The organism is Deltaproteobacteria bacterium (assembly GCA_005879535.1).
Classification (GTDB): domain Bacteria; phylum Myxococcota; class Myxococcia; order Myxococcales; family 40CM-4-68-19; genus 40CM-4-68-19.
Map to the genome: position 1 here is coordinate 15747 of VBKI01000082.1, position 26770 is coordinate 42516.

26 protein-coding genes, 1 other RNA gene and 1 pseudogene (1 of these 28 running past the window's edge) are annotated in these 26770 nt (G+C 67.8%); 6 read left to right on the top strand and 22 right to left on the bottom strand.

Annotated features, from left to right (window positions below):
- The 4 genes and pseudogenes from E6J58_19075 to E6J58_19090 form a co-directional block, all read right to left on the bottom strand.
- Positions 1–609 (bottom strand): annotated as a pseudogene (locus tag E6J58_19075) (hypothetical protein); it reaches 1380 nt to the left of the window's first position.
- Positions 610–877: 268 nt separating this feature from the next.
- Positions 878–1408 (bottom strand): hypothetical protein, encoded by a 531-nt coding sequence (locus tag E6J58_19080; protein TMB33962.1) that lies wholly within the window; start codon positions 1406–1408, stop codon positions 878–880.
- A gap of 232 nt (positions 1409–1640) precedes the next feature.
- Positions 1641–1925: a hypothetical protein gene (locus E6J58_19085; GenBank protein ID TMB33963.1), complete on the bottom strand. Its 285-nt coding sequence runs from the start codon at positions 1923–1925 to the stop codon at positions 1641–1643.
- Between the two features lie 65 nt (positions 1926–1990).
- A complete protein-coding gene (locus E6J58_19090) occupies positions 1991–2347 on the bottom strand; it encodes a hypothetical protein (GenBank protein ID TMB33964.1) in 357 nt (118 codons plus the stop codon).
- A 1608-nt stretch (positions 2348–3955) separates the two neighbouring features.
- Here E6J58_19090 and E6J58_19095 point away from each other — a divergent pair.
- Complete coding sequence (locus E6J58_19095; protein ID TMB33965.1) at positions 3956–4498, top strand: hypothetical protein; 543 nt, start codon at positions 3956–3958, stop codon at positions 4496–4498.
- Positions 4499–4721: 223 nt separating this feature from the next.
- Here the strand turns inward: E6J58_19095 and ssrA are convergent.
- Positions 4722–5087: a transfer-messenger RNA gene (gene ssrA, locus E6J58_19100) on the bottom strand.
- Positions 5088–5204: 117 nt separating this feature from the next.
- Between ssrA and E6J58_19105 the strand changes: the two genes are divergently transcribed.
- Positions 5205–6026 (top strand): hypothetical protein, encoded by an 822-nt coding sequence (locus E6J58_19105; GenBank protein TMB33966.1) that lies wholly within the window; start codon positions 5205–5207, stop codon positions 6024–6026.
- 332 nt (positions 6027–6358) lie between these two features.
- Here E6J58_19105 and E6J58_19110 read toward each other — a convergent pair whose 3' ends face one another.
- The 5 genes from E6J58_19110 to E6J58_19130 all read right to left on the bottom strand — a co-directional run bounded on the left by E6J58_19110 (position 6359) and on the right by E6J58_19130 (position 10198).
- Positions 6359–7207 (bottom strand): SDR family NAD(P)-dependent oxidoreductase, encoded by an 849-nt coding sequence (locus tag E6J58_19110; GenBank protein ID TMB33967.1) that lies wholly within the window; start codon positions 7205–7207, stop codon positions 6359–6361.
- On the bottom strand, positions 7204–7668 hold the full coding sequence (gene smpB, locus E6J58_19115) for an SsrA-binding protein SmpB (GenBank protein TMB33968.1): 465 nt from the start codon (positions 7666–7668) through the stop codon (positions 7204–7206). Before smpB ends, E6J58_19110 begins: the two co-directional genes overlap by 4 nt.
- 29 nt (positions 7669–7697) lie before the next feature.
- On the bottom strand, positions 7698–8561 hold the full coding sequence (locus tag E6J58_19120; protein TMB33969.1) for a pantoate--beta-alanine ligase: 864 nt from the start codon (positions 8559–8561) through the stop codon (positions 7698–7700).
- Complete coding sequence (gene panB / locus E6J58_19125; GenBank protein TMB34055.1) at positions 8558–9367, bottom strand: 3-methyl-2-oxobutanoate hydroxymethyltransferase; 810 nt, start codon at positions 9365–9367, stop codon at positions 8558–8560. Before panB ends, E6J58_19120 begins: the two co-directional genes overlap by 4 nt.
- Positions 9368–9556: 189 nt before the next feature.
- Positions 9557–10198, bottom strand: a complete 642-nt coding sequence (locus E6J58_19130; GenBank protein ID TMB34056.1) for a deoxynucleoside kinase — start codon at positions 10196–10198, stop codon at positions 9557–9559.
- A gap of 109 nt (positions 10199–10307) precedes the next feature.
- Here E6J58_19130 and E6J58_19135 point away from each other — a divergent pair, with 109 nt between their 5' ends.
- Entirely contained in the window at positions 10308–11699 is a 1392-nt protein-coding gene (locus tag E6J58_19135) for an aldehyde dehydrogenase family protein (protein ID TMB33970.1), read from the top strand.
- A 31-nt stretch (positions 11700–11730) separates the two neighbouring features.
- Positions 11731–12114, top strand: a complete 384-nt coding sequence (locus E6J58_19140; GenBank protein TMB33971.1) for a tautomerase family protein — start codon at positions 11731–11733, stop codon at positions 12112–12114.
- 4 nt (positions 12115–12118) lie between these two features.
- Here the strand turns inward: E6J58_19140 and rsmA are convergent, their stop codons facing one another.
- The 5 genes from rsmA to E6J58_19165 are packed head-to-tail and all read right to left on the bottom strand — an operon-like array spanning position 12119 to position 18172.
- A complete protein-coding gene (gene rsmA, locus E6J58_19145) occupies positions 12119–12925 on the bottom strand; it encodes a ribosomal RNA small subunit methyltransferase A (GenBank protein ID TMB33972.1) in 807 nt (268 codons plus the stop codon).
- Complete coding sequence (gene tsaD / locus E6J58_19150) at positions 12913–13929, bottom strand: tRNA (adenosine(37)-N6)-threonylcarbamoyltransferase complex transferase subunit TsaD (protein TMB33973.1); 1017 nt, start codon at positions 13927–13929, stop codon at positions 12913–12915. Before tsaD ends, rsmA begins: the two co-directional genes overlap by 13 nt.
- Before the next feature lie 17 nt (positions 13930–13946).
- Positions 13947–15764, bottom strand: coding sequence for a response regulator (locus tag E6J58_19155; GenBank protein TMB33974.1), 1818 nt, complete (start codon positions 15762–15764; stop codon positions 13947–13949).
- Entirely contained in the window at positions 15764–17593 is a 1830-nt protein-coding gene (locus tag E6J58_19160) for a DUF4388 domain-containing protein (protein TMB33975.1), read from the bottom strand. The genes E6J58_19155 and E6J58_19160 overlap by 1 nt, the downstream gene beginning before the upstream one ends.
- Positions 17594–17602: 9 nt before the next feature.
- Positions 17603–18172 carry a tRNA (cytidine(34)-2'-O)-methyltransferase gene (locus tag E6J58_19165; GenBank protein TMB34057.1) on the bottom strand — a complete coding sequence of 190 codons (570 nt, stop codon included), beginning with the start codon at positions 18170–18172 and terminating at the stop codon, positions 17603–17605.
- Between E6J58_19165 and E6J58_19170 the strand changes: the two genes are divergently transcribed.
- The gene (locus E6J58_19170; protein TMB33976.1) at positions 18171–19094 is read left to right on the top strand and encodes a hypothetical protein; all 924 of its coding nucleotides are present in this window, start codon (positions 18171–18173) and stop codon (positions 19092–19094) included. The genes E6J58_19165 and E6J58_19170 overlap by 2 nt on opposite strands.
- Positions 19091–19435, top strand: coding sequence for a DUF192 domain-containing protein (locus tag E6J58_19175; GenBank protein TMB33977.1), 345 nt, complete (start codon positions 19091–19093; stop codon positions 19433–19435). The genes E6J58_19170 and E6J58_19175 overlap by 4 nt, the downstream gene beginning before the upstream one ends.
- Before the next feature lies 1 nt (position 19436).
- Here E6J58_19175 and E6J58_19180 read toward each other — a convergent pair whose 3' ends face one another.
- From E6J58_19180 to E6J58_19210, 7 genes are all read right to left on the bottom strand, one after another.
- Positions 19437–20459, bottom strand: coding sequence for an NDP-sugar synthase (locus E6J58_19180; GenBank protein ID TMB33978.1), 1023 nt, complete (start codon positions 20457–20459; stop codon positions 19437–19439).
- A 64-nt stretch (positions 20460–20523) separates the two neighbouring features.
- A complete protein-coding gene (locus E6J58_19185) occupies positions 20524–22035 on the bottom strand; it encodes a glycosyltransferase (GenBank protein TMB33979.1) in 1512 nt (503 codons plus the stop codon).
- Positions 22036–22287: 252 nt separating this feature from the next.
- On the bottom strand, positions 22288–23598 hold the full coding sequence (locus tag E6J58_19190; GenBank protein ID TMB33980.1) for a S41 family peptidase: 1311 nt from the start codon (positions 23596–23598) through the stop codon (positions 22288–22290).
- Positions 23595–24755 (bottom strand): hypothetical protein, encoded by a 1161-nt coding sequence (locus tag E6J58_19195; GenBank protein ID TMB33981.1) that lies wholly within the window; start codon positions 24753–24755, stop codon positions 23595–23597. Before E6J58_19195 ends, E6J58_19190 begins: the two co-directional genes overlap by 4 nt.
- Positions 24752–25642: an FtsX-like permease family protein gene (locus tag E6J58_19200; protein ID TMB33982.1), complete on the bottom strand. Its 891-nt coding sequence runs from the start codon at positions 25640–25642 to the stop codon at positions 24752–24754. The genes E6J58_19195 and E6J58_19200 overlap by 4 nt, the downstream gene beginning before the upstream one ends.
- Positions 25639–26298 (bottom strand): cell division ATP-binding protein FtsE, encoded by a 660-nt coding sequence (gene ftsE, locus E6J58_19205; GenBank protein ID TMB33983.1) that lies wholly within the window; start codon positions 26296–26298, stop codon positions 25639–25641. The genes E6J58_19200 and ftsE overlap by 4 nt, the downstream gene beginning before the upstream one ends.
- Positions 26295–26768, bottom strand: coding sequence for a hypothetical protein (locus E6J58_19210; GenBank protein TMB33984.1), 474 nt, complete (start codon positions 26766–26768; stop codon positions 26295–26297). Before E6J58_19210 ends, ftsE begins: the two co-directional genes overlap by 4 nt.
- Between the last annotated feature and the right edge of the window lie 2 nt (positions 26769–26770).

Genomic DNA, 26770 nt, shown 5'->3' on the forward strand with positions numbered 1-26770 from the left:
AAAGCCGATCTGATTGCCCGTGCCGAGCCGATAGCGGGCTGCGACGCTTCGTTTGGTCCCGCCGATGGTCTGATAGGCGATCGGTGCGTGATGGGTGAGCTCGCTGCCCGCGGCCTTCATGATCAGATTGCCGCTCGCGTCAATCGTAATTGCGTCGGCACCGGACATCGCAAACCGGATCGCCCGCGGATCCGAGCGCGGCGCGACGGTGAAGTCGTATTCGAGCTGCCGCTGGTTGCCGTAGTAGACGAGATCAATCCCTGGATAGATGGAGTCGTATTCGACCTGCGCGTAATTCGCAATGCCAGTACGCCAGCTCTTCGCGTCATTGCCGATCAGATAATTGGAGACTCCCGGGAGCCTGTGGTGACCGCGTATCGCGGCATGGGGATTCGCTCCAAGGAATCGCGTCTTGACGACCAATGAGTCGACCGTCTCGACCTGCTTCGTGCGTGTTCCGCCTGTCGTCCGCCGCAGCTCGATCACGAGCTCCGTCGGCGTGAAGAAGAACGAGTAGCCACTCCCATGCGACAGAAACTGGACGACCGCCGCCGTCTGCCCCAGATTCTGTTCGAACGTGAGCGGCAGGTTGCCGTACGGCTGCGTCACCGCCGGCGAGCCTCGGCGCGCAATTGGTCCAGCGCCCCGGGGAATCGGCTTCGACACGGGCAACACCTCGACGTGCGCCGCCGAGGCCGTCTGCGCCGTCGACCGCGCCTCTGAAGGGCTCGCCGTTCCTCGACAAGACACCGCCGCGACAATCGAGGCAATCCTGACGAGCAGGCTGTTCATAAGGCCCCCTCTTTCGAGCGTCACCGCTCGCGGAGGACTCTATGCCTTCGGACGGCTCGGTCAATCCGGCCCCGGTCGGCCGCCTTCAGTCGATAGCTCGCGACGACGCCTGTGAGCTTCTGCTGCACGAGCTGCCCTCGGCGACGACTGCGCTCCGTCGCGCGTTCCCGTGAAAACAGCTGTTCGCTGCTCCGAATTCCAGCATCGCTGTACGTTCCGCGAGGTGCTCGCGTAACAGCGGGACCCGCTGATATGCAGTTGCACACCGCGCACAGGCGTCGGTACGGCTCCCAGTTGCTGTCGGCGCACCCCCTTCGCGGACTCGTGCAGGAGCTGCGGATGCTCTAGCAAGAGCGCGCGCACTGCTTCGACGTCGTCGCGCCAGATCGCGTCGGTGAGGCGACCGCGAGCACCAGCCGCAGCCACCTGGTGAGGCCGTAGCTGCGAGCCAGCGCATTTGCGCCTGCGCCAGCTTCACGTCCGCTGGATCGTGCGGAGGCATGCTCAGGAGCGCGACCGCCACGGGATCGCCGCGGCGGATCTCCCGCAGGAGCTCCTTTGCCTGGTGCCTGAGCTGTTCGAGGTTGGGACGGACCGGTAAACGACGTTGGGCCACGACGGACCTCCTTGAAGCCCGGGGTCCGCTGGCGTCGGGCGAAGAGGAGGTTCGCGGGAGCTTGCGCTACACCGGGCGTGGCCACTAGGCATTAATGCTGATTAATGCTGGTTTCTGTTACGTCTGAAGGCGGCATAGCATCCGACGGGGAGATACCGCGCACTTGGGTCATCGAAGAACCGTCGGACGGAGAAAGGGCGCAAAGGGGCCCGACAAACGCTCTCCGGTCACGTTAGGGGCCGATACGCTTCGCCTGGCCCGTCACCGCGGTCGCCCACTGCCTGCCGTCCGTCGACGTCTCGATCTTCCACGTCATCGTTCCATCGGTGAAGTGCTGCACCATGCGAATGCGCAGCCGCGTGCCGCCCGCCGTCTTCTCCGTCACCCAGGTCCACGTGTCTCCAGCAACGGAGCCGGTGAAACTGGCGCGCTGCCCGAGGCTCTTGAACGAGTCGTAGGTGTAGCACTTGCTGTCGGCGTCCCAGCCGAACAGGTCGATCTGGCTGACCGGTCGCACGTCCAACCCTGCCAACCGCGGCCGGGTCTGCAATTACGCCGCGCAGGGCTTCGGCGCACCGAGTGTCACCCGCGGCACTCAACGTCAACGCTGATGATCTCGATGTGGAACGGCGGGAAGGTGAGTCTAAACGTGGTCCGCAACCAAAGATTATCAAGGCTGCCCTGCCGAATCAGCCGGGACTTGATGGCGAACGTCTCATCGACAGTCGGCGGCGAGAGGGACAACTCAAGGTCTATCCTCTCGTTGGCGGGCACCTCGTACCGGGCGCCGGTAACGAGACCGACACCCTGGAGTCCCTGCCCGTTCAAGTGGGTCGTCGCGTCGACTGAAGTCGGCGATACCTCGCCGGTGGTGACCGTGTGGACGCTTCCTTCGAAGGCGACAAACTCCGGCACTGGCGGGCAGGGGTTGAATTGCATGCCTGTAATCGGGTGCCTTTCACTCACGGTCGTCCCGGACTCTTGCTCTTCGTGTTGCGCGGCGGAAAGTGACGGCCCGGCGAGGCGAGATGCTTGCGGCGTGGGCGCTGAGATCGGCGTGTCACAGGCCGCGAGCCCGATCAAGACGAAAGCGAAAAGCGCCATACGTTTCATGGTGTTACCCCCATTTGGTCGAACGGGCGTCACAGAACCACGAACGCGAACGGATGTCGACCGCGGGCTCTCGGTCCCCGATGTCCTGCTCTCGGGACACAAGCGGATTGCCGATTGGCGAGCGGCCGAAGGGCGCAGACTGACACAGCTCCGCCGCTCGGGGGTCGGAACTAGCGGTCGAGTCGAAGCACTGCCCTTGCGTCCGCTGCGCGACGTCGGAGCCGCCGATGAACGGCGTAGCGGCACCTGAGAGGCGAGCTGGTCTTCTGCACCGAAACCGGCTGCGGCTTCAAGGAGAGCGAGTGCAAGTGGCCGATGTGACGCGCGTGCAGACGGGCCGGACTGCGCAAGATCACCTCGCAGTCGCCCCCACCCGTCAACCTTCACATTCCTCGCATCGAAATCGGAGCGGTCAGCGTCCGATGCGGAGAGTACGCCACCCGAAGGTTCCGGCGGCAGTTCGTCAGGTCTCTGTACGCGCACGCGTGCCGCGGCCCGAGGGGGCGTCGTGGCGACGCCGGACCCTTACCTGGCGGGTTCGCCCGGCTCCACGGTTACTTGCGCGCGTCGGAGGGCTTCATCTTCCTCCACTTGCCGTGGGCCTTGTTGCACTGCTTCTTCGTGCCGGCGTCGGAGATCTCCGATCCGTCGGCGCTGACGCAGTGGCGCTTGGCCTTTGCGAATGCTGGCGACGCTACGAGGGCGACCGCGGCGATCAGGGCGAATTTCATTCTTTTCCTCCTTGGGCGGATGAGCTCGCGATCCTGGCGTGACCGCGGTGTGTGGCAAGTATTGAGCTTGGTCCACCAGGCACGGCGGCGCGGTGGCTGAACGTCTGTGACGACTTACGGTTGGTCGTGCTTGAGGGCGTTCTCCATCCGCGACACGAGCCTCCCTGGCCGCGGTCGCGATGGGACTGGCACCTGTCCTAACCTGTCCTGCGCACGTCCCGAGCGTCCAATCGAGGTGCCTTGGTTCGGTGCAGCTCGGCGGCATCCTGGACTCGCCTGGCGGCAAGCTGCACCTCGGGAGCCCGCGGGGAGATGGGTGCTCATTTTTGGGGTGACCGGCTTCATGCGATGACCCCGACGTGCCAGTCCCATCCGGTGACAGTATCAGCGTCCTGCGCGGCTTCGCCTGATTCGGACGCGGGTGCATCCACGAGGCGTCGGACACGTCGCCGCAAGCACTCGCCGATGCTGAGGAAATTTGGTGGAGGCGGCGGGAATCGAACGCGTGGCTATGTCGCTTCCGTGCGGCCTCTCGTCCGGATCAGAGGCCGCAACCACTCAGAACCGCGCCCGGGCGACCATGCACGATCCAGTGCCGCGCGGGCGAGTTCAGGCAGATACTGTAACGACTGTAACGGCGGCCGTCGCGCGGGCTGCGCCACCGCGAGTTGTTCGGGCCTGCGCAAGGGCAGGGACGAAGTCCATGCACTCCACACTGACAAGAACCTTGCCCGCTGTTGTCGTCACATTGGCCGTTGGCCACTCCACTGCAGCGCTGGCCTGCGAAGAACGCCGGCCTCCGGACCATCTTTCAACCTGGGATGTCGATGCCCATTCGGACATCGTGGTCGCCGCGGTGGAGGAGATCGAGCCGAACGGCCGCGGCAATCAGGTTGAGGAGATGTTGGGTAGACCGAGACCGTTCAAAGCCCGCATCAGGATCGAACGATCGCTGAAAGGTCAAACGTCGCCAGGCGACGTCGTCACGATTGAAACGACCAAGGGCGAAGAAGCCCATGCCATTTGCCCGCTCAACCTCGAACCAGGTTTGACCTACCTGCTCTTTCTGAAGCGAGATGGAAACCAACTTCGAGTCTCCAGGTACCTGTCAATGACCACATCGATGAAGGGTCGTCGAGCGGCGACCTACGTGCGAGACGTCGAGTCGCGAGTTGCATCCGCTCCCCCATCCAAGCCATCGCCCAAGGTTGAAGAACCGAAAAATCCCGACGGTGGTGCTGAGTAGGATTCGGGGGATTCGGGGACACTATACGCAACTCCCCATGCCAGTCTTCTAAGGACGTCCTGGCATGCGGGGTCACGTATGCTGACCACGGATCCCGGATCCTCGTCGGACACGTGCCGCGGAACCCGACGGCAACACCGGCTCTGCGTGATTCGGACGCGGGTGCGCGGTCCCGAACCCTAGTGCTTACCTGACGATTCCGCGCCGCGAGCGGCGCGGTGCATGGTGGAGGCGGCGGGAATCGAACCCGCGTCCGAAAGCACTCCCCTTTTTGGCTCTACATGCTTGTCCCGCGATTTGTCGTCATCCGGCGGATCGAGCACGGGCCCTCTGCCCGCCGGACCATCTCCGAATGAATCTCGTCTTCCGCCGTCGGAGCGCCACGGAAGACCAGCCGACTTTTCTGACGGGACTTGCCGGCGCCATCGGCTGGGCTCCGGGGTCCCGCGTGCTTAAGCCGTTTTAGGCGGCCAGCGCGTGCTCAACGTTGTCGTTGGCGTTTGTTGCGTTGCCCGTTTTTTATAGAGGTCCGAGCATCCCCTGCATGCGCCGAAAGGTTCGTTGCCCTCGTCGAAACCGGTTCGCCCCCATGACGGACCGAAGCCACAACATAACCGGGCCGGGCGTCGCGTCAAGGCAGCCCGGCCCACATGCGCTCGGCTGCTCCCACATCGGGCTTTCTTGCCCCCGCTGCTAGCATGGCCGCATGGCGCCGAAAGCCTGGTGGCTGCAGACCCTCATCCAAGCCTACGATTGGTACCTGAAGAACCGCACGCCGTTCGAGATGCTCGGCCTGTTCCTCGCGGTGCTCGGTACGCTCTTCGCCGTCTTCTCGATCCGCGACGGCCGCAAGCTCACCAAGGACCTGCGTTCGGTCTTCGACCACCTGACCACCAAGGAGATCGGCGCCTTTCCGGCCTACATGACCGAGGTGGACCGGATCATTTCCGACGCGCGCGAGTCCGTCTTCATCGCGACGGATTTCCCAGGCCATGGAGCGTGGCGCGATCGCGGCCGCTACGGCGCGTATGTGAAGGCTATCGAGAACCGGAAAGCCGATCGCGTCCGCCGCGGCCACCCACTCAGCGTCCAGGTGCTCTGCCTCGACAGCAACGGGCGCGAGCGCGCCCTCGAGGATCGCTACCCGGAAGCGCGCTGGAAGGAATATGTGAAGAAGGGCGGGTTCCAGCGCAGCCGCCGGCTGTACGAGGAGCTGGAGAATTGTCAGGTCTCCGAAGCCCGCCCGCAGTACCTGCAGCAGATGCTCGAGCGGCAGCAGCGCGCGCTGGAATCCGACATGCGCCTCGCCGATCGCTGGGAGTATCCGGGCCTGATGCCGATGTACCTCTGGATCATCGACAGCGAGAAGGCCGTCTTCGCCATCCCCAGCTTCGGCGATCACATGACTGAATACGCCTTCTACACGGAAGAAGCCGGCCTGGTGCAGGCGCTCATGTCCGTATGGGCGCGCTATCTCGAATCGGCGAAGCAGGTCAGCTCGCAGCCCGTCCTCGTCCGATCCGGCTAAAGCCGGCCCGCATCGAAGCGCATCGACCTTCTGCGGCTATCGCGTCAGCTGCGACTGCAATGCGCTCTTCGACGCCCTCGATGCGGGCCGCCCCAACTCCGTCCAGCCCTCCTTTCTGGCGCCTCAGGCGCAACGGCTGGTTCTGCAAGGTCGGTTCCAGCCGACGACCGACGAGATCAACGCGTTTTGCCTCTGAAGGCGCCGGCTTCAAGCCCTTCTCGCTCACGACAATCCCGTCGAGATGTCTCGCTGAAACGCCAAAATTGTCGGGACGCCTCTTACGGAAGCGAAGACACCGCAGGAAGGGCGCTGCATCAGCGCGGGCGCGCGGCCTACGAACCCGTCGGAATCGCCTGGCGGGCAGACGAAATCGTCACCAGCTTCTCGCTCTCCTCCCAGAGCCGTCGCGCCGCGGCCGGGTCGAGGGCGGCGTGCACCGGGGACTTCTCGCGCCGCCGCACGAAGTACTTCCCCGTCACGGCGGCGAGCGTTGGTTCCGATGCGGCCCAGATCTGCGTTCGGGCGCCCTTCTCCTCGCCGATCAGGAACGGCCGCGCGATCCGCGCGAGGATGCCGAACAAACCGGCGCCCTGCATCGCGAAGCCGCTGGCGACCGTTCCGGGGTGCACCGCGTTCGACGTCACCCCCGAACCCTGCAACCGCCGCGACAGCTCGAACGCGAAGAGAAGATTCATCAGCTTCGTGTTGCAGTACTGCCGGACTCCCAGGTAGCGGCGCTCCATCTGGAGATCGCCGAAATCGATCCGCCCGCCGCGCGAGGCTTCCGAGGCGACGCTGATCACCCGCGCGGGCGCGCTGGCGCGCAGCAAGTCGAGCAGCGCGGCCGTAAGCGTGAAATACGCCATGTGGTTGAGCGCGAATGTGCGCTCGAGGCCTTCGGCCGTGACCTGGCGCGCGCTGAACACGGCTCCCGCGTTGTTCACCAGCACGTCCAGCCGCGCGTACTTGTCCCGGAACTCCGCCGCGACTCGCCGCGCTTCGCCGACCAGCTGCAGATCCGCCCGGATGGCGTCGGCGCCGGTCTCCCGCTTGATGGCGTCGAGCTTCGCCGGATCGCGCCCGACGACCACCACTTTCGCGCCCAGCCGCGCGAGCTCGCGCACCGTAACGCGGCCGATGCCCGACGTCCCGCCCGTGATCAAGACGATCTTCCCGTTCATCCCCGGCTCCGCCGCGCGCGATCCATCTCGCGCTTCGCCTCGCGCTCCGCGATGTCCTCCCGCTTGTCCACGCCGGTCTTTCCCTTGCACACGCCGAGCTCGACTTTCACCCTGCCGTCCTTGAAGTAGAGGCTGAGCGGGATCAGGGCGTACCCCGCCTTCTGCTGCCGTTCCTGCAGCTTGTCGATCTCCCGCCGGTGCAGGAGCAGCTTGCGGGTCCGCTTCGGATCGTGGTTCTGCAGTGGTCCTGCCGGCTTGTAGGGCGGAATCTGCGCGTTGAGCAGCCACAGCTCATGGCCCTTGGGAATCGCATAGGCATCGGAGAGCTGTGCGCTGCCCTCGCGCAAGCTCTTCACCTCGGTGCCGGTGAGGGCGATGCCGCATTCCACCTTGTCCTCGACGTGATACTCAAAGCGGGCGCGGCGGTTGGTGGTGATGATCTTGACGTGCTCCGCGCTCATGCCGCCTCGCAGCCCGACAGCCCAGGCGCTCAGCCGCCTTCGCCTGCGGTGCCCAGCGCTCCGTTGTCGATGAGCCGCGTCTTACCGAGGAATGCGGCGAGGAACAATCGGGAAGTCGCATCGGCCTGCGGCGGCCGCTGCAGATGGACCGGATCGCGGATCTCCACGTAATCGATTCGCAGCCCGTCCGCCAGCAACCTCTCCCGGGCCAGCTCCTCGAGCTGCGCCGGCCGTAGCTCGCCGGCCTTGAACGCGTCGCGCGCCGCCTTCAGCGACTTCCAAAGCGCGGTGGCGCGCGCCCGCTCCTCGCGGGAGAGATACGCGTTCCGCGAGGAGAGCGCGAGGCCGTCGCTCTCCCTGACGATGGGGCGGCCAATGACCTCGACCCCGAGGTTCAGGTCGGCGTTCATCCGGCGGATGACCACGAGCTGCTGGTAATCCTTCTCGCCGAAGAACGCGTAATCGGCGCGGCTCAACGCGAAGAGTTTCGCCACCACGGTGCAGACGCCGCGAAAGTGGCCCGGCCGCTTCTCTCCGCAGAGCGGAGCCGCGAGCGGTCCTGGCTCGACGTAGGTCTGGAACTCCGCCGGGTACAGCTCCTCCGGACCGCGCGGCACGAATGCGAAGGTCGCGCCCGCCTGCTCGCATTTGCGCAGGTCGCCGTCGATGTCGCGCGGATAACGCGAAAGGTCGTCGCCAGTCCCGAACTGCGTCGGATTGACGAAGATGGTGACCGCCACCGCCGGCGCCCGCTGCGCGGCCGCCTGGATCAGCGACTGGTGGCCCGCATGCAGGTAGCCCATGGTGGGCACCAGCGCGAGCTCGCCGTCGCGGCGCGCTTCCTGGCAGGCCCGCCGGAAGTCGCGCGCGGTGGCGATCACCCCGACGCTCATTTCACGCTCGAATAGAGCTGCAGCACCGGCGGCTTCTCGGCGGAGAAGCTGTGCTCGGGTCCGGGGAACACGCCGTGCTTCACGTCGTCGTTGTAGCGGGCCACGGCATCGCGGATCAGCACTCCGAGATCCAGGTACCGCTTGACGAACTTCGGCGAGAATTCCGGATTCATCCCGAGCAGGTCGTAGATGACCAACACCTGGCCGTCGCAGCCTGACCCGGCGCCGATCCCGATCACCGGAATGGTCAGCGCGCGCGAGATCTCCGCCGACAGCTCGCCGGGCATCATCTCGAGGATCAGCGAGTAGCATCCGGCCCCCTCGAGCGCCTTCGCATCGGCAAGCAGGCGTTGCGCCTTCTCCTCCGTGCGTCCCTGGACGACGTACCCGCCAAGCTTGTGTACCGACTGGGGAGTGAGCCCGATGTGCCCCATCACCGGGACCCCGGCGCGGACGATGCGCTGGACGACCTCGGCATACTCGGCGCCGCCCTCGAGCTTCACGGCCTCGACGCCTCCTTCAGCCGCCAGGCGGACGGCATTCTTCACCGCCTCGTCCGCGCTGCCCTGGTAGCTGCCGAAGGGCAGATCGCCGACGAGGTGCGCCCGCTCCACGCCGCGCTTCACGGCCGCGCAGTGGTAGACCATCTGGTCCATGGTGACCGGCAGCGTCGTGTCGTGGCCCTGGACGACCATGCCCACCGAATCGCCGACCAGCAGCACGTCGGTGCCGGCGCGATCGAGCAGGCGGGCGAAGCTGGCGTCGTAGGCGGTGAGCATGGTAATGCGCTCGACGGCCTGCTTCATCTTGCGGAGCGTATTGATGGTGACCTTCTTCAAGGTTCACCTCCGTTTCACCGTGGTTGCCCCGTCCGGTTCGCCGCCTCCCGGTAGCCCACCTCGCGAAAGGTTGAGCTCCGGACAGCCCGCCACGGGACAGACTTGTACTGCGACCCAAGGATATCATCGCCGGCGCCCGGCGCCATCCCGACGGCGTCAGACCCGGGTGCCGAGCGGCTGGTAGTAGTGCGTCCCCGCCTTGATCGAGCCGATGGCGCGAACCAGCTCCTCGAAATCCTTCTCGGTTTCGACGAAGTCGATGTCGCTGGTGTTGATCACCAGAAGCGGCGTCTCGTCGTAGCGATGGAAGAAGTCGTTGTAAGTGCGGGACAGCTCGGCGAGGTATTCCGGGTCGAACTTCCGCTCGAATTCGCGCCCGCGCTTGCGGATCCGCGCCAGCAGCACGTCGAGCCGCGCCTGCAGGTAGATGACGAGATCGGGCTTCATCACGCGCGGGCCCAGGTGCTCATAGACGCGCTCGTAGAGGGCCAGCTCGTTGGGGTCCAGCGTGATCGAGGCGAAGATCCGGTCCTTCGCGAACAGGTAGTCGCTGACCGTTACCTGCGAGAACAGCTCCTGCTGGAACAGCTCCTGCTGTTGCTTGAAGCGGCTGAGCAGGAAGAAGAGCTGCGTCTGGAAGGCGTACTTGTTGCGGTCCTGGTAGAAGCTGGCGAGGAAAGGGTTCTCTTCGACGAGCTCGAAGACGCTTCTCGCGCTGAACCGTTTTGCCAGCGCGCGGGTCAGCGCCGTCTTCCCCACGCCGATGGGACCTTCCACCACGATGTAGCGCTGCCTCAGCTCCACGGGGGGCGCAGATCACCACAGAACCACACCCGGTTACAGCATTGACATTTTTTCGCGGATCGGGTTTGCGCCGCCGGCGCTGACACCGCATCCTGTGGACTGCATGGACACGCACCGGATCGACAATCCGTACACCGGCGAGACGGTCGCGGAGCGACGCCTGCTCGATGCGACTGGTGTCGAAGGAGTCGTCACCCGCGCTTTTCGCGCGCACAAGGCATGGGCGAAGACGCCGCTGGCGGACCGCGTTGCGCTCTGCGAGCGCTTCTGCGCGGAGTTCGAGAAGGACGGCGAGCGCATCGCGCGCGAAGTCACCCTGCAGATGGGCAAGCCGCTGGCCCAGGCGCGCGGCGAGTTGAAGACGACGGTGCACCGGGCGCGCGTCATGATGTCGCTCGCCCCGGAGTCGCTGCGCGACGATCCGCTGCCGGCGGTCCCGGGATTCACCCGCTTCGTCCGGCACGAGCCGGTGGGCGTGGTGCTGGACGTCAGCGCCTGGAACTATCCGTTGCTGATCACCGTCAACGTGGTGGTCCCGGCGGTGCTCGCGGGCAATGCCGTCGTCCTCAAGCACGCCAATCGAACCGCCCTCTGCGGCGAGGCCTTCGCCCGCGCGTTCGAGCGGGCCGGGGCGCCCGAGAACCTCGTCACCGCCATCGACGCCAGCCACGAGACCTGCGCGCAGATCATCGCCCGGCCGGAGATCGGATACGTCAGCTTCACCGGCTCCGTGCGCGGCGGACATGAGGTTTATCGCGAGGGCGCCAGGCGCTTCATCGACGTCGGGCTCGAGCTGGGCGGCAAGGATCCGGCCTACGTCGCCGCCGACGCCGACCTCGACCACGCCATCGCCAATCTCGTCGACGGCGCCTACTACAACGCCGGGCAGAGCTGCTGCGGGATCGAGCGCATCTACGTGCACGCCTCTCTCTACGAGCGCTTCGTCGAGGGTGCGCTGGCGGAGGTGCGGAAGTACCGCCTCGGCGATCCGCTGGACAGCGCCACCACGATGGGCCCGATGGCGCAGGCCGAGGCCCCGCGCAAGCTGGATGCGCAAGTCGAGGAAGCGCGCAGCAAAGGCGGCCGCGTTCTCTGCGGCGGAAAGCCGATCCACGACGCGGCAGGGCGGGGACGCTTCTTCGATCCCTGCCTGGTGGCCGACGCGAACCACTCGATGCACGGGCTGATGGTCGAGGAGAGCTTCGGCCCCATCGTCGGCGTGCAGAAGGTGAGCGACGACGACGAGGCGGTGCGCTTGATGAACGACAGCCCGTATGGGCTGACGGCGGCGATCTGGACGCGCGATCAGGAGCGCGCCTTCCGTATCGGGGCACAGATCGAGACCGGCACGTTCTTCATGAACCGCTGCGACTATCTCGATCCGATGTTGCCGTGGACCGGCGTGAAGGATACCGGCAAAGGGATGTCGCTCTCGAAGTACGGGTTTCTGCCGCTCACCCGCCGCAAGTCCTTCCACCTGCGCACGCAGACCTGAACCGCGCGCGAAGCACCGGCATCGCATCGACATGCCGCTGGTCCGCATCGCCCTGCGCAAGGGCAAGAGCCCCGAGTACCGCCGCGCGATTTCCGAATCGATCCACCGCGCGATGGTCGAAACGATCAAGATTCCCGAGCAGGACCGGTTCCAGATCGTCACCGAACACGACGATGCCAGTCTCGTCTACGACCCGTCCTACCTGGGGATCTCCCGCAGCGACGGGGTCATTCTCGTCCAGATCACGCTCAGCGCGGGCCGGACCGTGGACGTCCGGAAGGCTCTGTTCGCGCGCATCGTGCAGCTCCTGCGGGAATCCCCTGGTGTTCGCCCGGAGGACGTCTTCGTGAGCCTCGTCGAGGTCGCGAAAGAGAACTGGTCGTTCGGGAACGGAGTCGCGCAGTACGCAACCTGAGCGGCTACAGCGCGCGCTCGATCGACGCGAACTCCTCGACGCTCAAGGTCTCCCCTCTCCGCTGCGGGTCGATCCCGGCGCGTGCCATGGCTTCGCGCGCGCCGGGCACGGCACGAACCGCGTTCCAGAGCGTCTTGCGCCGCTGCGAGAACGCCGCCTTCACCAGGACCCGGAAACGCCGCTCGTCCTGGACCGCCGCCCGCGGCTTCTCCAGGAACTCCAGCACGAGCGCCGCGCTCTCGACTTCCGGCGGCGGCGTGAACGCGTGCCGGGGCACCGAGATCGCCAGCTGCACGTCGGCGACGTGCTGGATCAGCACCGAGAGCAGCCCATAGTCGCGTCCTCCCGGTTGCGCCGCGATCCGCTCGGCGACCTCGCGCTGCAGCAAGAGCACCGCGCGGCGGACCGCTGCGCGCTGGTCGAGCAGATGAAAGAGGATCGGCGAGCTCAGATGGTAAGGCAGGTTCCCGCAGACGACGACCCGCTGGTCCGCGCGCATCGCGACCTGCCGCAGATCGAAGCTCTTTGCGTCGGCTTCCGCCACTTCCACGCCTGGAAGCTCGGCGCGCAGGATGGGAACCAGCTCCCGGTCGCGCTCCACCGCGACGACGTGCGCGCCGGTGGATGCCAGCGCGCGGGTGAAATGGCCGAGCCCGGCGCCCAGCTCGACGACGGTGTCACCAGCTTTCAGCCTCGCCAGCGCGGCAAGCGACGAGAGCAGCTCCTCGTCCCCGAGGAAGTTCTGGCCCCAGTCCTTCTTCGGCCGCAGCCCGTGGCGTCGGAGGAGCTCGGCCGGTTTCACAGCCGCCATCCCGGGTCTGCGGACATCTCCGGATCGGCGCGCTCGCCGCGGCGCAGCCGGTGAGCGCCGGCGATGGCGATCATCGCCGCGTTGTCGGTGCACAGGCGCGCCTCGGGCAGGAAGAGCGAGATCCCCTCTGCGTCGCAGCGCTCGGCGGCGAGCTTACGGAGGCGCGAGTTCGCCGCCACCCCGCCACAGATCACCAGCGAAGACAGCCCGGCATGTCTCGCCGCTCTGACTGCCCGTTGAGTGACCGCGTCGCAGACGGCCTCCTGGAACGAGGCGCAGAGATCCGCGAGCGCCTGGCCGGAGGGCGCTCCGTGCTCCCGCACGTGGGTCAGCACCGCGGTCTTCAGCCCGCTAAAGGAGAAGTCGAACGCCGCGCGCGAGCGCCGCGAAAGCCCGCGCGGAAAGTCGACGGCCTGGGGATTTCCCGCGCGCGCCAGGCGGTCGACGTGCGCGCCGCCTGGATAGGGCAGCCCCAGGAGCTTCGCGACCTTGTCGAACGCCTCTCCAGCGGCGTCGTCCAAGGTGTGTCCAAGCGCGCGGTATTGGCCGACGGCGCGCACCTCGTAGAGCGAAGTGTGGCCGCCGGAGACTACCAGCGCCAGCCAGGGGGGCACGGGAGCCTCCTTCGCGAGCAGCACGGCCAGCAGGTGCCCCTCGATGTGGTTGACGCCGACGAGGGGAAGACCCGTCGCCGCGGACAGCGACTTTCCCACCTGGACGCCGACGAGGAGCGCGCCCACCAGGCCCGGACCGCGGGTGACCGAGATGCCCTCGAGCTGATCCATCCGGCACCCCGCCTTTCCCAGTGCTTCGTCGAGCACCGGAAGCACGCGCTGCAAGTGGTCGCGCGAAGCCAGCTCGGGCACCACCCCGCCCCACTTCTCGTGCACGTCCTTCTGGGTGTGGACCACGTCCGCGAGCACGGTCCCGCGCAGGCTCTCGCCGAGCTCCACCACCGCGGCGGCGGTCTCGTCGCAGCTCGTCTCCAACCCGAGGACGCGCATCGCGCGCAGGTGTAACGCTATCCCTCGAGGTTCGCGAGGATCACCTTGACGTCCTTCGCGAACTCGCTCGCGGGTTCCAGCTCGAGGAACCGGCGATACGCGCGCGTCGCGTCCGCGGTGCGACCGAGCGACTGGTACGCCGTGCCGAGCAGGAGATGGGCGCGCGCGCTCGTCGGATCGAGCCGTGCGGCGGCCTCGAGCGGCTCGACTGCGTTCCGCGGCCGATCCGACTCGAGGTATGCGTCGCCCAGCGCGACGAGGACGGGGACCGCCTGCGGGCGAAGCCCCACCGCCTTCTTGTATTGGTCGGCGGCGGCGCCGAACTTCCCTTGGCGGAAAGAATCGTTCCCGCGTGCGACCGCCTCGGCATATGCCCCCGGGGCCGTCGCCCCGGACGCTGCGCCCTCTCTCGTCCCCTCCAGCCACGGGGAATCCTTCCTGTCGGTGTGGGGCTGTGGGCGAAGTACCCATCCGATCGTCAGCGCCGCGGCCACGCCCGCGAGCCAGCCCCAGCGCTGGCGGGCAAAGCGAATGGCAATTCGAGCGGCCTCGGGCGGCGGCGGCGTGGTCGCCACCACGGGGGCAATGGGCGGCAACTCTCCGTTCACGCCTGCCAGCCGCGCGAGTCGAGCATCGGCGGCGAACGTCTTCGCCGCGTTGCCGGCGGCGGGAGAGATCCGGCGGAGCTCTCCCAGCGCTTCGGACTCCGCGCGGGGAGGAAGCTCCACGACGTGGTGGAGCCGCACGGGCTCACCCGAGGCGATCTTCATCCGCGCCTCCTGCGCCTCGCGGCGCAGGCGCTCGCGCCGCAAGCCGCGGATCGCCGGAAAGTTCACGATGCGCGGCATCGTCGGCGCGGTGGCAACGGCGGCCGGAGGCGGTTCGGAGACCCATGCCTCCAGCGACGACGACGAGCGGGAGGCCGGTCGGAGGATGCCGTCGCGCACCAGGCGTTGGACGGCCTCCATCGTCGCGACGTCGTCAACCGGCGAGAGATCGATCGCGGCGCGAAGCGTCCGCACACCGTCGAAGTGGCGCAGCACTCCATTCAGCTCGTCGGGGATGTCGCCGAGGACCGCTTCGAGGCGAGCCACGTCGACGGCGAGCTGCGTCTCCAGCGGAAGCTCCTGGGCCAGGCGACCCACTTCGTCGACGCGCCTCATCGCCTCCATCAGCGCGGCCCGCGTCCCGCCCTCGATCCGCGCTTCCCGCGGCGACGAGGTGAAGTCCACGCGGAATTGCCCCCTGTCCCAGGTCATCAGGCGCCAGAACGCCGCATCGCCCCCGAGCGGCCCCAGTTCTGCGTCGATGACCTGGCCCTCGCGGACCCAGACGCGGGCGAGCTGCCCGCCGTTCTCGCAGCGGACGACGGCGCTCTTCTTCCACGATTCGATGGAGTGAAAGACGTCGAGCAGACCGAAGTCGCGGACCGATCCCGTCAACCCGGCGGGCGCGCCAGGATCGGAGAGCCGGCGACGGTCGAGCAGATGCTGAACGCGCTGCACCAGCTCCTTGAGCAGGACCGGCTTGACCAGGTACTCGTCGGCGCCCGCCTCGATAGCCCGCGCCTTGGCGGCGGCCGACGCGTCGGCCCCCATCAGCAGGACGGGAACCCCTTGCTTTGCGCGTGCGGCGCGGCAAAGCGCGAGACCGTCGGGCGCCGGGAGCGCAAGATCGCAGATCAGCGCCTGTACGCCCCCATCGTTCAGACGGTGCAACCCGTCTTCGCCGGTGGCGCAAGCGATGACGACGAACCCGGCCCGGCGCAGCGCCAACTCCACCAGACGCAGGTTGCGCGGGTCGCCGTCCGCGACCAGCACCGTCTCCTTCGCCATCAGCTCTTCCGCTTTCCGAAGAGGAGGCCGGAGAGGACGCCGCCGCCCTTTGGGGATTGCTTGCGCCGCTGCTCGATCAGGCGGAGCTCGAGCGCGGCGTCGGGATGGCGAGGATCGATCTCCAGCGCCTTGCGGAACGCGTCCACGGAGGACTCAGGATCCTTCGTCCGCCAGAGGACTCCCGCCACGTAGTACGTACGCGCGGTGGCGCCGTGGGCGCGCAGGGCGCGGTTGATCAGCGTAGCCGCTTCCTCCTTTGCCGCCGCCGAGGACTTCGGGTCGCTCACCAGACACCAGGCGAGTGCCGCCAGCGCATCGCCGGTGGCGTCGAGGTCCACCGCCCGTCGCAGCTTGTTCAGCGCCTCGGGAAAATCGCGCTTCTTCAGCAGGACCTCCCCCATCTTCAAGGCAATGGCCCCCTCCTCCTTGCGCGCACCCGCGGACGAGGAGGTCAGCGAGCCATCGTACTTGGTGCGCGCGGCGGGCGTCGCGATGTGTTCGTAGGCCTCCTTGAGCAGGCCGAAGAGCGTTTGCAGCTCTGCCTGCAGCGAGGAGAGGGCCCCGGAGGCGCGGTCCGGATGGAACTTCTTCGCGGCATCCAGATACGCGTTGCGGATGGCTTCGCTGCTGGCCTTCGCCTCCACGCCCAGGCGCGCATACGCGTTCTGCCTCGAGGCCAGGCGGACGCGCGAGCGCACGTCGTCCGCGAAACGCTGCTCGTCCGCCGAGAGCTCGCCACCGCCGTGAGAGGCTTGTGGAAACTTCGGCGTGATCTCCACGGCGCCCTCGATCTCGCCGCGCGCCGGCATCCCGCCGAGATTGCGGATACCGCGCGCCAGCATGCGCTTGCGCATCTCCCGCGCACGCCCCTCGTCCATACCCGACGAGTCAGAGGCCTGGCCAGGCCCCGCGCCGTTCGGCGGCAGGTCGAGCTCGAGCGGTTCTTCCTCCTCAGCCGGAGGCGGGGAGACCTCCTCCACGTCGTCCAGCGAGAGCGCGTCGAGTCGGGCGAGCGCCTCCTGCTCGTCGAGCGGCTTCTGCCGCTCGGGAGGCGCCGGCGCAACATCCGCGTCGTCCGTCGCGGGCCGAGCATCGGGTTGCGGCTCCGCGGCGCCCGACAGCAGCAACGCAGCCAGCACGGCTTCCGCGCGCGTCGGCTCGAGCTGTGAGGCGCGGACGAACTCCGGTACCCGTCGCGGCAGCGCCAGCAGCGCCGTTGCCCGGCGATCCGTCGGCGCGAGCGTGATGCGTGGTTCCAGATCCGCCCAGTCTCCGGAAAGGCGGACCGGGTGGTTGCCGAGCCAGGCGATCATCTTCTCGCGCCGCGGCGCGTGCTGCTCCCGCTCGAGTGCATCGACGAGGCACCCCACCGGATCGACGACCACCTCGCGCGCCCAGGCGGGAGGCGGCTCCCATCCGCGCCAGTCGTACTTGCCCTCCGTCAGCGCCATCAACGTCAAGAGATTGGTGGTGTGCTGCGCCGCGAGCGCGGCGCGCAGTTGATCGCGCGTCAACAGCTTGCGGGCGACGAGCACTTCGCCGTGCCGCTTGCCCGCTTTCATCGCCTCATCGCGGCTCGACTCGATGTCGAGCGCGGCGACCCAGTCGTTCGCGAGCAGCACGTGCGCGAGGTTCCGCGCGCCGGGAAAGGCGGCCGTGCCGCACATGTCGCCGGCGCGAAAAAAAATGCGGATCTCGGCCGCCTGGGACGTCTCCAGCCACAGCGTTCCGCTGGCGCGCGAGCGGAACACCGCGGCCACCAGCTCCGGCGCGCTCGTCTCGGACAGATCCCCCTGGGCGAGCGAGGGCAGGAGCTCGATCGTGTCCACGTCTTCATGCTACCGCGAAGTCCCGTCCTCTCCAGAAGTTCCGCGGGGTTGCGCGGTATGTATTTGTCGGAGCGCCTCGTACACCGCGATCCCCGCGCAAGTGGAGAGGTTGAGGCTCCGGGCGCTGGGCTCGGCGATCATCGGAACGCGCACCTGCCGGGCCACAAAGCGGTCGAGGAGCGGTTGTGGGAGACCGCCTACCTCGTCGCCAAGCACGAGGTAGTCGCCCGATGAAAACCGCGCTTCCCACAGGCCAGTGCCTCCCCGCCCGGTGAAGAGATGCAGGCGAGCCGCAACAATTCCTTCGCTTTGCAGCAGCTCGTCGAACGAGCTCCACGTCGCCGCATGGACCTTGTCCCAATAGTCCAGGCCGGCGCGCCGCAGATCCTTGTCGTCGATTCGGAACCCGAGCGGGGCCACCAGGTGCAGCCGCGATCCGGTCACCGCGCAAAGTCGCGCGACGTTGCCGGTGTTCGGCGGAATCTTCGGTTCGACCAGCACGACGTTCAGCCGCGCCGACGCGGGCGTGAGGAACAGGCCTTGTGCCGCAGGCTTCTGCCCGGTATTCGGTGCCGCCATGGCGGGAATTGCGATCATCGCCAATCCGAACGCGCGCCGCAACCGCGAGTGGCCGCTCGCCGCGCAGCAGCTCCGCAAGGCAGCCCCGGGCGCGGCCATCCTGGAGACGCGCGGTCCCGAGGAGCTGGCGGGAGTGGCGAAGGCGGTGAAGGCGGAACGGCCGCGGGTCGTGGCCATCGCCGGCGGCGACGGAACCGTCACGCACACGGTCACGGCGCTCGCCGGCGCGCTCGGCGACGACCTGCCGCCGCTCGCGCTGCTCGGCGGTGGCGCGTACGACTCCCTGGCTCCCCTCGGAGGGAAGGGAGACGCGGAAGATCGCCTGCGCCGTCTCTCCGAAGCGCTCGCTTCCGGCACCGAGCTGCACGTCGAGCAGCGCGATACCCTGCGCGTCGAGGGCCGCTGCGGTTTCCGCTTCGGCGTAGGGCTGCCGGTGAGGTTCATCGAGGCGATCTACGCCACCGGCCGCGCCGGGTCGTTCACCAGCACGCGGCTGCTCGCCCGCGCGTTCTGGTCATCGCTGACGGCCGGTCCGTTCGCGCGCCGGCTGTACGCGCCGATGGATCTGCGCGTGCGGCTCGATGGCGAGGAGTGGCCCCGGATCGAGATCTACGGCCTGGTCTGCTCTTCGGTGGCGGAGGCAGGCCTCGGCTTGCGCCCGTTCCGGCGCGCGACGGAGCAGCCCGGCGCGTTCCAGGCGCTGGGCCTCACCGCCGGTCCGCGCAAGTTCGCCCTCGAGCTGCCGCGGCTCCTCGTCGGACTGCCGGCACGTCGCGATCGGCTGCTCGAGGGAGTGGGCGAGAAGCTGGAGCTGACGGGAAGGGCCCCCCTCTCGTGGCTGCTGGACGGCGAAATCTACAGCAGCAAGAGCGGCAAGCTCGCGGTCGGTCTGGGACCCCGGGTCTCCCTCGTGCGCGCATGATCGTGCGCAATTCCAGGACCGGCGCCGTGCTCGCGGAGCGCGTCGAGCGCGCGTCGACGATGCTGGCGCGGCTGCGCGGCCTGCTCGGGCGCCGCGCGCTGCCGGAAGGCGAAGCGTTGCTGATCGAGCCTTGCGCTTCGATCCACACGTTCTTCATGCGCTTCGCCATCGACGCCGCGTTTCTTTCCCGGGAGCTGCGGGTGCTGCGCGCCATTCCGGACCTCGGGCCGTGGCGCGCCACGCGCCTCCACCGAGGAGCGGCCATGGCGCTCGAGCTGCCGCGCGGCACGCTCGCGCGGACGGGCACGCGCGAAGGGGATGCGCTCGAGCTGGAATCGTGAGTCAACAATCGAGCCGCACGCCCGGCGCGGCGATCTGATCGACGACGCGCTCCCCGGCGGCCACGTGCGTGCTCGGCCAGAGCACGGCGCGCTCCACGTATGCGCCTGCGTCCACCCGCGATCCGGCGCCAATCACCACGCCGGCTCCGAGCGTCGCTCCGGCTTCGATCTTCGCACCGGCGTGGATCAGCGCTGGCGCGCGGAGCGGCGCGTCGACGTGCGCCGTCGGATGCACGTACGCGCCGGGCACCCGCTCCTCGCAATGAGCGAAGGGATCCGCGCCGGGCCTGAACCGCGCGAGCGGCACGCGACCCTCGAGAACGTCGAGATGCGCGCGCAGCAGCGAGCGCGGCGCCCCGAGATCGCCCCAGTAGCCGTTCTGGAGGAAGCCGCTGACACGGGCGCCGTCGTGGATGGCCCGCACGTAGGCCATCCGGTTGATGTCGCTCTCGCCCTCGGGAGGCAGACGGGCGATCAGCGCCGGCTCGAGCACGTGCACGCCGGTGAAATGCATGCGGATGAGAGCGGGGTCGGCGGAGGCACCGCGCCCCGCGATGCGGCGGACGTTCATGTCGCCGTCCACCTCGACGGCGCCATAAGTCGCTCCGGGAGGATAAGGAGCGAGCACCATGGTGGCGACGGCGCCCGCCTTGCGGTGAGCCGCGAGGGCGGCCGGGAGATCGACGTCGAACATCATGTCGCCGTTGAGGAGGAAGAACGTTCCGCTGCCCAGCATCGCCTGCGCGCGCCGGACGCCGCCTCCGGTGCCGAGGATGTGCTTGAGCTCCCGCGAGACGGAGAGATCGATGCTGAGCTCCCGCGCGAGCTCGACCGCGCCCTTCTCCATCGCCGGGGCGAGATGATGCGTGTTGATCACGATCGTCGTCACACCGGCGTTCTTGAGGAGCGCGAAGTTGTATCGGAGCAGCGGCAGCCCGCACAGCGGCACCAGTGGCTTCGGGACCTTGTCGGTGAGCGGGCGCAGGCGCGTGCCGAACCCGGCGCAGAGCACCATCGCGTTCATTCTCTAACCTGTACAGCGTCGAGCCACAGCCGCAAAGCCGCACCTTCGTGCGGCAGCGGGTGGGTTACTCCAGCGCCGCAGCGACGTCGTCGGCGGGACGGCGCACCCAGCGCAGCAGTTGGCCGATGCGTCCCTGCAGGAGCGAGACGAGACCCACGTAGAAGAACCCCCACTGGAACAGGAGCAGGAATGGGAGGGAGAAATAGACCCCCTTGTCCAGCGCGAACCAGATGGCGCTCGTGAGATATGCGCCGAGGGCGAGCTCGAGCAGCGGCTGGGCGGTGAGGAGCGTCCGATACTTGTTCTTCAGCCAGCTGCGGTCCCTTCCCTGCATTCCGGTCTTCGGCGTGCGCGTGAAGCCCGTCTCGTAGCCCACCATCGCCTCGATCACGGCCTTGCTCTGGTTGACGCACATGCCGATGCCGAGCGCCATGATGAACGGCAGATACTTGATCCGCTTCCACCACTGCATGCCGATCTCGCGCTGGCTCGCGATGTAGAACATCACCACGCTCATGGTCGCCGTCCAGAAGAACGGCAGGTCGAGCATGAGCACCTCGTACCAGCCGTGCTTGAAGCGGATCACCATGCTGACCGGCATCAGCACGGTGAGCAGGATCATCAGCGGATAGGTGAAGTTGGCGGTGAGATGGAAGAACGCCTCCACCTTCACCTCCCGCGAGAGGTCGCTGCGGAGGATGCGCGGCAAAAGCTTGCGCGCGGTCTGGATGCTGCCTTTCGCCCAGCGGTGCTGCTGCGACTTGAAGGCGTTCATCTCCACCGGCACCTCGGCGGGTGAGACCACCTCGGGCAGGTAGACGAACCGCCAGCCGGCGAGCTGGGCCCGGTAGCTCAGATCCAGGTCCTCGGTCAGCGTGTCGTGCTGCCACCCGCCGGCGTCCTCGATGGTGGCACGCCGCCAGACGCCGGCGGTGCCGTTGAAATTGAAGAACCGGCCGCTGCGGTTGCGCGCGGTGTGCTCGATGACGAAGTGGCCGTCGAGGAAGATGGCCTGCGCCTGGGTGAGGTGCGAGTAGTCGCGGTTCAGGTGCTCCCAGCGCACCTGGACCATTCCGACCCGGTCGTCGCTGAAGAAGTGGACCGAGCGGAGCAGAAAATCTTGCGAAGGGACGAAGTCCGCGTCGAAGACGGCGATCAGCTCGCCGCTCGCGACCCTCAGCCCCTCCTGAAGAGCACCGGCCTTGTACCCGCTTCGGTTGTCCCGGTGGATGTACTGGATGTCGACGCCGGCATGGCGCAGCCGCTCGACCCTTGCCCGGGCGATGCCCTGCGTTTCGTCAGTCGAATCATCGAGGACCTGGATTTCGAGCCGCTCGCGCGGGTACCGGATGCTCGCCACCGCGTCGATCAGGCGTTCGACGACGTACATCTCGTTGTAGACGGGCAGCTGGATGGTCACCCGCGGCAGGATCTCGAATTTCCTCTTCGGCGCCGGAAGGTTGCCCTTGTACTTGTAGTACAGGTACGCCATCACGTAGCGGTGCGAGCCGTAGACCGAGAGGATGATCAGGACCAGGAAATAGGTCGCGAGGAACAGCAACTCCACCCGGGTCATCGACTCTCCACCGCAAAAACTCCAACAATTTCCGGGGTCTGGCCCGGAGTGGCGCGGACTGTACGTGACGCCCGCTCGCTTGTCAAACGGCCGACCAGACTGCGATGCACCGCGGCCACCCGGAGAAACGCGCCGGCCGCCGCAGCGCGCGCTCCTACCGCTGCGCACGATGTGTGCACTGGATCGGTCCGTTGGAATCTCACGTCGCCGCAAACTCCAGCGATTCAACTCAACTGCCCCGGTGAACAGCGCTCAGGGCTGTGCCGTGCGCACGGGCGCCTGCGGCAACGTCCGCTTGAAGACCGTCCAGGTGCGGAGCGCATCGAGCGCCACCTTGAGCTGGGGATCGTCCTGCGGGTCGTCGGGCACGAGCGGCTGCGGCGCGGGGGGCTGCAGCGATGCCGCCGCAACGAGCCCGCCGTCTTCGCCCTTGAAATGTCCGGGGAGGTTCTGTTCGCGCGGCGCGTCGTCGTCGGCCGCGCTGGCCTTCACCCACAGGTCGGGCGTGATGCCGCGTTCCTGGATGCTGCGCCCGGACGGCGTGTAGTACCGCGCGATGGTGAGCTTGAGGCCCGAGCCGTCTTCGAGCTCGATCACCGTCTGCACGGATCCCTTCCCGAACGTACGCGTCCCAATGACCACTGCGCGTCCCGAATCCTGGAGCGCGCCGGCGACGATCTCGCTGGCGCTGGCGGTGCCGCCGTCCACCAGCACCGTCATGGGAAACCGGGGTTCGTTGTTCTTTGGCCGGGCCTTTTCCACCTCGACGTGCTTCCCGCCGCGCCCTTTGGTGGTGACGATCACGCCTCCGTCCATGAAGCGGTCGGCGACCTTCACCGCCTGGTCGAGAAGGCCGCCAGGGTTGTGCCGCAAATCGAGGATCACCCCTCCGAGGTGGCCGCCCGCCTCCGCGCGCAGCGACTCGATCGTCTTGCGCAGGTACGCGTCGGTCCGGTCCTGGAACGTCTTGATCTTTACGTACGCAAGCTTGCGATCGAACAGCTTGCCTTCCACGGAGACGAGCCGGACGACATCGCGCACGAGCGTGAAGCTCCGCGGCTCGGCCCACCCGGTCCGCTGGGCTTTCACGGTCACCTCGGTGCCCGGAGGACCCATCAGCGCCCGCACCGCCTCCGTCTCCCGCCAGCCATGCATGGCGCGGCCGTCGATCTCGATCAGCCTGTCCCCGGGCTGGAACCCTGCGCGCGACGCCGGCGTGTCGTCGATGGGCGCGACCACCACCACGTCTTCACCGCGCGTGGCGAGCTCGAGCCCGACGCCGCCGTATTCGCCCTCCGTCTCCTCCTTGAGCGCGGCGTAGGAACGAGGGTCCATGAAGCTCGAATGCGGGTCGAGCGTGTGGATCATGCCGTCGATGGCGCCGTAGACGAGCTTGGCTTCGTCCACCGGTTCCACGTAGTTGTTCTCGATCAGCGAGAGCACGTGGCTGAAGACGTCGAGCTTGCGGTACGGGCCAGCGGGATCCCGCGCCGCCTGGGCAACCCGCACCGCGAGAAAGCCACCGAGCGTGGCGCAGGCGCAGAGCACGAGAAGCTTCTTCATTTGGCGGCGCCTCCTCTGGTTCCCGCAAGCAAGGCAGCCGGTCTGCGCTTGCGGGAAAGCCAGAGCTCCGGGTCGAGCGGCTTCTGTCCGTCGCGGAGCTCGAAATACAGATAAGGACCCTTCAGCGACCCCGTCTCGCCCACGGTACCGACCTGTTCTCCCGCCCGGACGGCGTCTCCCAACGCCTTCTGCAGCTGGTCGAGGTGCGCCATCAGCGAGAACACGCCTCCGCCGTGATCGACGATCAGCAGATTGCCGAATCCCCTGAACCAGCCGGCGTGCGCGATCTTGCCGTCCCAGACGGCGCGAACGGGTGTGCCGGTGGGGGCGCGCACGTCGATGCCGGTCTGCAGCGTCACGGTGCCGAAGCGGGGGTCGACGGCGCGTCCGAAGTGCGCCTCGATCCGCCCGCCGCCGTCCACCGGAAACGGCAGCTTGCCGCGGGCCCTGCGGATGGATGCCTTGAGCAGGATCTCGGGCGAGCTCAGCGCGGGATGCGATCTGCGGATCTCCGCCAGCTTGCGCGAGAGCTGCTTTTCCGCCTCCTCGAGCTCTCGCACCGTCTCCTCGTGCACGGCCCGCTCCCGCTGGACGGAAGTAAGCAGCGTCCGCTGCTGATCGAGCTTTTCCTGCAGCGAGGCGCGGCGCTCCGCCTCCTGGTTCACGCTCTGATCCTGTTCCGTGTGCGCGGCGAGGAGCTCGTCGCGCGCCGCCTTGCTGGCGTCAGCCTGCGTCCGCAGGAGCGTGATCGCCTGCAGGTCGGACTCGAGCAAGAGGTTGAACAGCCGGCGCCGGCGGAACAGATCCGCGATTCCCGTCGACCCCAGCAGGAACCGCACGTATCCCTCGCGCCCGAGCCGATAGCGCGCCACAACCCGCGGTGCGACGGCGTCGCTCGCGGTCGCAAGCGTCGCCTGGGTCTTCTGCGAGCGATCCTCTGCGATCGAGAGCCGCTGCGCCGCGGCGCGCAGCCGCGCCTGCGCGGCCCGCAGCGCGCGCGACTCCACCTCGATCTGCCGCTCCAGCTCCGCGAGGCGGCCCAGCACCGTCGCTTCCCGTCCGGCCAGCTTCTGCGCCGCCGCGCGCTCGTCCGCCAGGCGCTCGCGCAGCTCCGGCAGCGAGGTCGCGAGCGCGACGGCGAGCAGCAGCGGGGTCATGTCTTCAGGAACCGCGCAACCGCGATCCAGCTTCCGACGAAGCCCACCAGCGCGCCCGCCGCCAGCAGCCCGCCGGCGTAAGCGGGGAGCAGATGCGGCGCAGAGGCCCCCGCCGCGAACGAGAATGCCTGCGACGCGTGCGGCAGCAGCCAATGTTGGGCGCTGAGCACGGCCCCGACGGCGATAGCCGCGCCGAGCAGCCCCTGCAGCGCGCCCTCCATGAGAAAGGGCGCCCGAACGTATGCGTCGGTCGCGCCCACCAGCTTCATGATCTCGATCTCGTCGCGCCGCGCGTAGACCGCGAGGCGGATGGTGTTGGCGACAACCATCAACGCCGCGCCGATCACGGCCAGCAACGCTCCCGCGCCGAAGGCGCGCAGGCCGGAACCCAGGGCCTCCAGCTTGTCCAGCCACTCTCGCCCGTACTCGACGTCATGCACGCCCCGCATCTGGCCCAGCTCGGCTGCGAGCAGCCGCAGGGAGGATCCGGGAAGCGCGGCGCGCGGCCGGATCTCCAGCGAGGGCGGCAACGGGTTCTGCGTCAGCCCGTCCAGTGCGCCGCCCAGCTCCCCGAGATCGGAGCGAAGCCGGTTCAGCGCCGCTTTTCCATCGACGTATTGGACCTCCAGGTCCCCCCTGCCGCGAATCTGCTGCGAAAGCGCACGCGCATCGGCGTCGCTCGTCGCCGGGTCCAGATACAGCGTCATGTTCGGCTCCGCGCCCCAGGAAGTCAGCAACGTGCGCGCGGTGAAGAGCCCGAGCACGAACGCGGCACCGATGAAGAGCGAGAGCCCGATGGTGAGAACCGACACCAGGGACAGCACGGGCGCGCGCCAGAGGTTGACGGCGGCGCGCCGGGAGAGCCGCCAGGCGACGTGCGCGATCATGCGTCGAACACCAGCTTCCCGCGCTCGAGACCGACCGTACGCCGATGCCACCGCTGGAGCAGCCCGCGGTCGTGCGTCGCGACCACCACCGTCGTTCCGCGTGCGTTCGCGTCGAAGAGCAGCTGGAGAATGCTGTCGGTGAGCGAGGGATCGAGATTTCCGGTGGGCTCGTCGGCGAGCAGGATGGTCGGCTCGTTCACCAGCGCGCGGGCGATGGCGACCCGCTGCTGCTCTCCGCCGGAGAGCCGCCGGGGAAGGCTCATGGCCTTGTGCGAGAGGCCGACCTGATCGAGGCGCTTGCGGGCGCGCTCGCGGATGTCCGCATCGGAAGCGCCCAGCACCTCGAGCGCGTATCCCACGTTCTCGACCACGGTGCGGTTGTCGAGCAGCTTGAAGTCCTGGAAGACTACGCCGATGTTGCGCCGGAGATAGGGCACTCCCGCCTGGCTGAGACGGCCGAGGTTCTTTCCGCCGATCAGGATCTGCCCGCTGGTGGGCTGCTCCGCGCAGAAGAGCAGGCGCAGCAGGGTGCTCTTCCCGGCGCCCGAGGGGCCGGTCAGCCAGATGAACTCGCCCTTGTGGACGCGCAGGGTGATGTCGTCGAGAACGGGCGGATCGCCGGGGTAGATCTTCTTGACGTGAAAGAGCTGGATCACGGGCACGTTCCCGCGTCGCAGATCTTGATCGTGCAAGGTGCGCCGCTGTTGCAGGTCAGCGTCCCTGGCAATGAGGACGACGTGCACGGCATGCTGCCGCAATAACCGCTGAACGCGTTCGCGGCGCCGCCGCTGGCGAGGCCGCTGCAAGGATTGGGCGACGTCGTCAGCGTGATGCTGACCGCGCAACCATGCCCCGCGTCCTCGACGAAGCCGGTTGCCGTGCCATTTTGCGGCACACTGCTCACGCACGAGTCGACGACGCCGACGCTGTCAAGGGACAAAGCGACGCATCCGGCATCGGGCCCCGCGTCCACTCCTGCGTCCGAACCCCCATCGCCACCGTCGGGGTTGCCTGGCGTCCCCGTGCCGCCGCCGTCCGGCCCGTTGATGGGCGTCGATCCGTCCGTATAAACGCCGGCGCAAGCGGCGAGCGTGGCAAGCGCGATGGCGGCAACGAGGTTTCTCATCG

Bases quoted from the DNA above. Each gene is read 5' to 3' on its own strand.
- E6J58_19090 (TMB33964.1), bottom strand. From the start codon at position 2,347: ATGCAATTCAACCCCTGCCCGCCAGTGCCGGAGTTTGTCGCCTTCGAA.
- E6J58_19095 (TMB33965.1), top strand. From the start codon at position 3,956: ATGCACTCCACACTGACAAGAACCTTGCCCGCTGTTGTCGTCACATTG.
- E6J58_19105 (TMB33966.1), top strand. From the start codon at position 5,205: ATGGCGCCGAAAGCCTGGTGGCTGCAGACCCTCATCCAAGCCTACGAT.
- E6J58_19110 (TMB33967.1), bottom strand. From the start codon at position 7,207: ATGAACGGGAAGATCGTCTTGATCACGGGCGGGACGTCGGGCATCGGC.
- smpB (TMB33968.1), bottom strand. From the start codon at position 7,668: ATGAGCGCGGAGCACGTCAAGATCATCACCACCAACCGCCGCGCCCGC.
- E6J58_19120 (TMB33969.1), bottom strand. From the start codon at position 8,561: ATGAGCGTCGGGGTGATCGCCACCGCGCGCGACTTCCGGCGGGCCTGC.
- panB (TMB34055.1), bottom strand. From the start codon at position 9,367: ATGAAGCAGGCCGTCGAGCGCATTACCATGCTCACCGCCTACGACGCC.
- E6J58_19135 (TMB33970.1), top strand. From the start codon at position 10,308: ATGGACACGCACCGGATCGACAATCCGTACACCGGCGAGACGGTCGCG.
- E6J58_19140 (TMB33971.1), top strand. From the start codon at position 11,731: ATGCCGCTGGTCCGCATCGCCCTGCGCAAGGGCAAGAGCCCCGAGTAC.
- rsmA (TMB33972.1), bottom strand. From the start codon at position 12,925: ATGGCGGCTGTGAAACCGGCCGAGCTCCTCCGACGCCACGGGCTGCGG.
- tsaD (TMB33973.1), bottom strand. From the start codon at position 13,929: ATGCGCGTCCTCGGGTTGGAGACGAGCTGCGACGAGACCGCCGCCGCG.
- E6J58_19155 (TMB33974.1), bottom strand. From the start codon at position 15,764: ATGGCGAAGGAGACGGTGCTGGTCGCGGACGGCGACCCGCGCAACCTG.
- E6J58_19170 (TMB33976.1), top strand. From the start codon at position 18,171: ATGGCGGGAATTGCGATCATCGCCAATCCGAACGCGCGCCGCAACCGC.
- E6J58_19165 (TMB34057.1), bottom strand. From the start codon at position 18,172: ATGGCGGCACCGAATACCGGGCAGAAGCCTGCGGCACAAGGCCTGTTC.
- E6J58_19175 (TMB33977.1), top strand. From the start codon at position 19,091: ATGATCGTGCGCAATTCCAGGACCGGCGCCGTGCTCGCGGAGCGCGTC.
- E6J58_19180 (TMB33978.1), bottom strand. From the start codon at position 20,459: ATGAACGCGATGGTGCTCTGCGCCGGGTTCGGCACGCGCCTGCGCCCG.
- E6J58_19185 (TMB33979.1), bottom strand. From the start codon at position 22,035: ATGACCCGGGTGGAGTTGCTGTTCCTCGCGACCTATTTCCTGGTCCTG.
- E6J58_19190 (TMB33980.1), bottom strand. From the start codon at position 23,598: ATGAAGAAGCTTCTCGTGCTCTGCGCCTGCGCCACGCTCGGTGGCTTT.
- E6J58_19195 (TMB33981.1), bottom strand. From the start codon at position 24,755: ATGACCCCGCTGCTGCTCGCCGTCGCGCTCGCGACCTCGCTGCCGGAG.
- E6J58_19200 (TMB33982.1), bottom strand. From the start codon at position 25,642: ATGATCGCGCACGTCGCCTGGCGGCTCTCCCGGCGCGCCGCCGTCAAC.
- E6J58_19210 (TMB33984.1), bottom strand. From the start codon at position 26,768: ATGAGAAACCTCGTTGCCGCCATCGCGCTTGCCACGCTCGCCGCTTGC.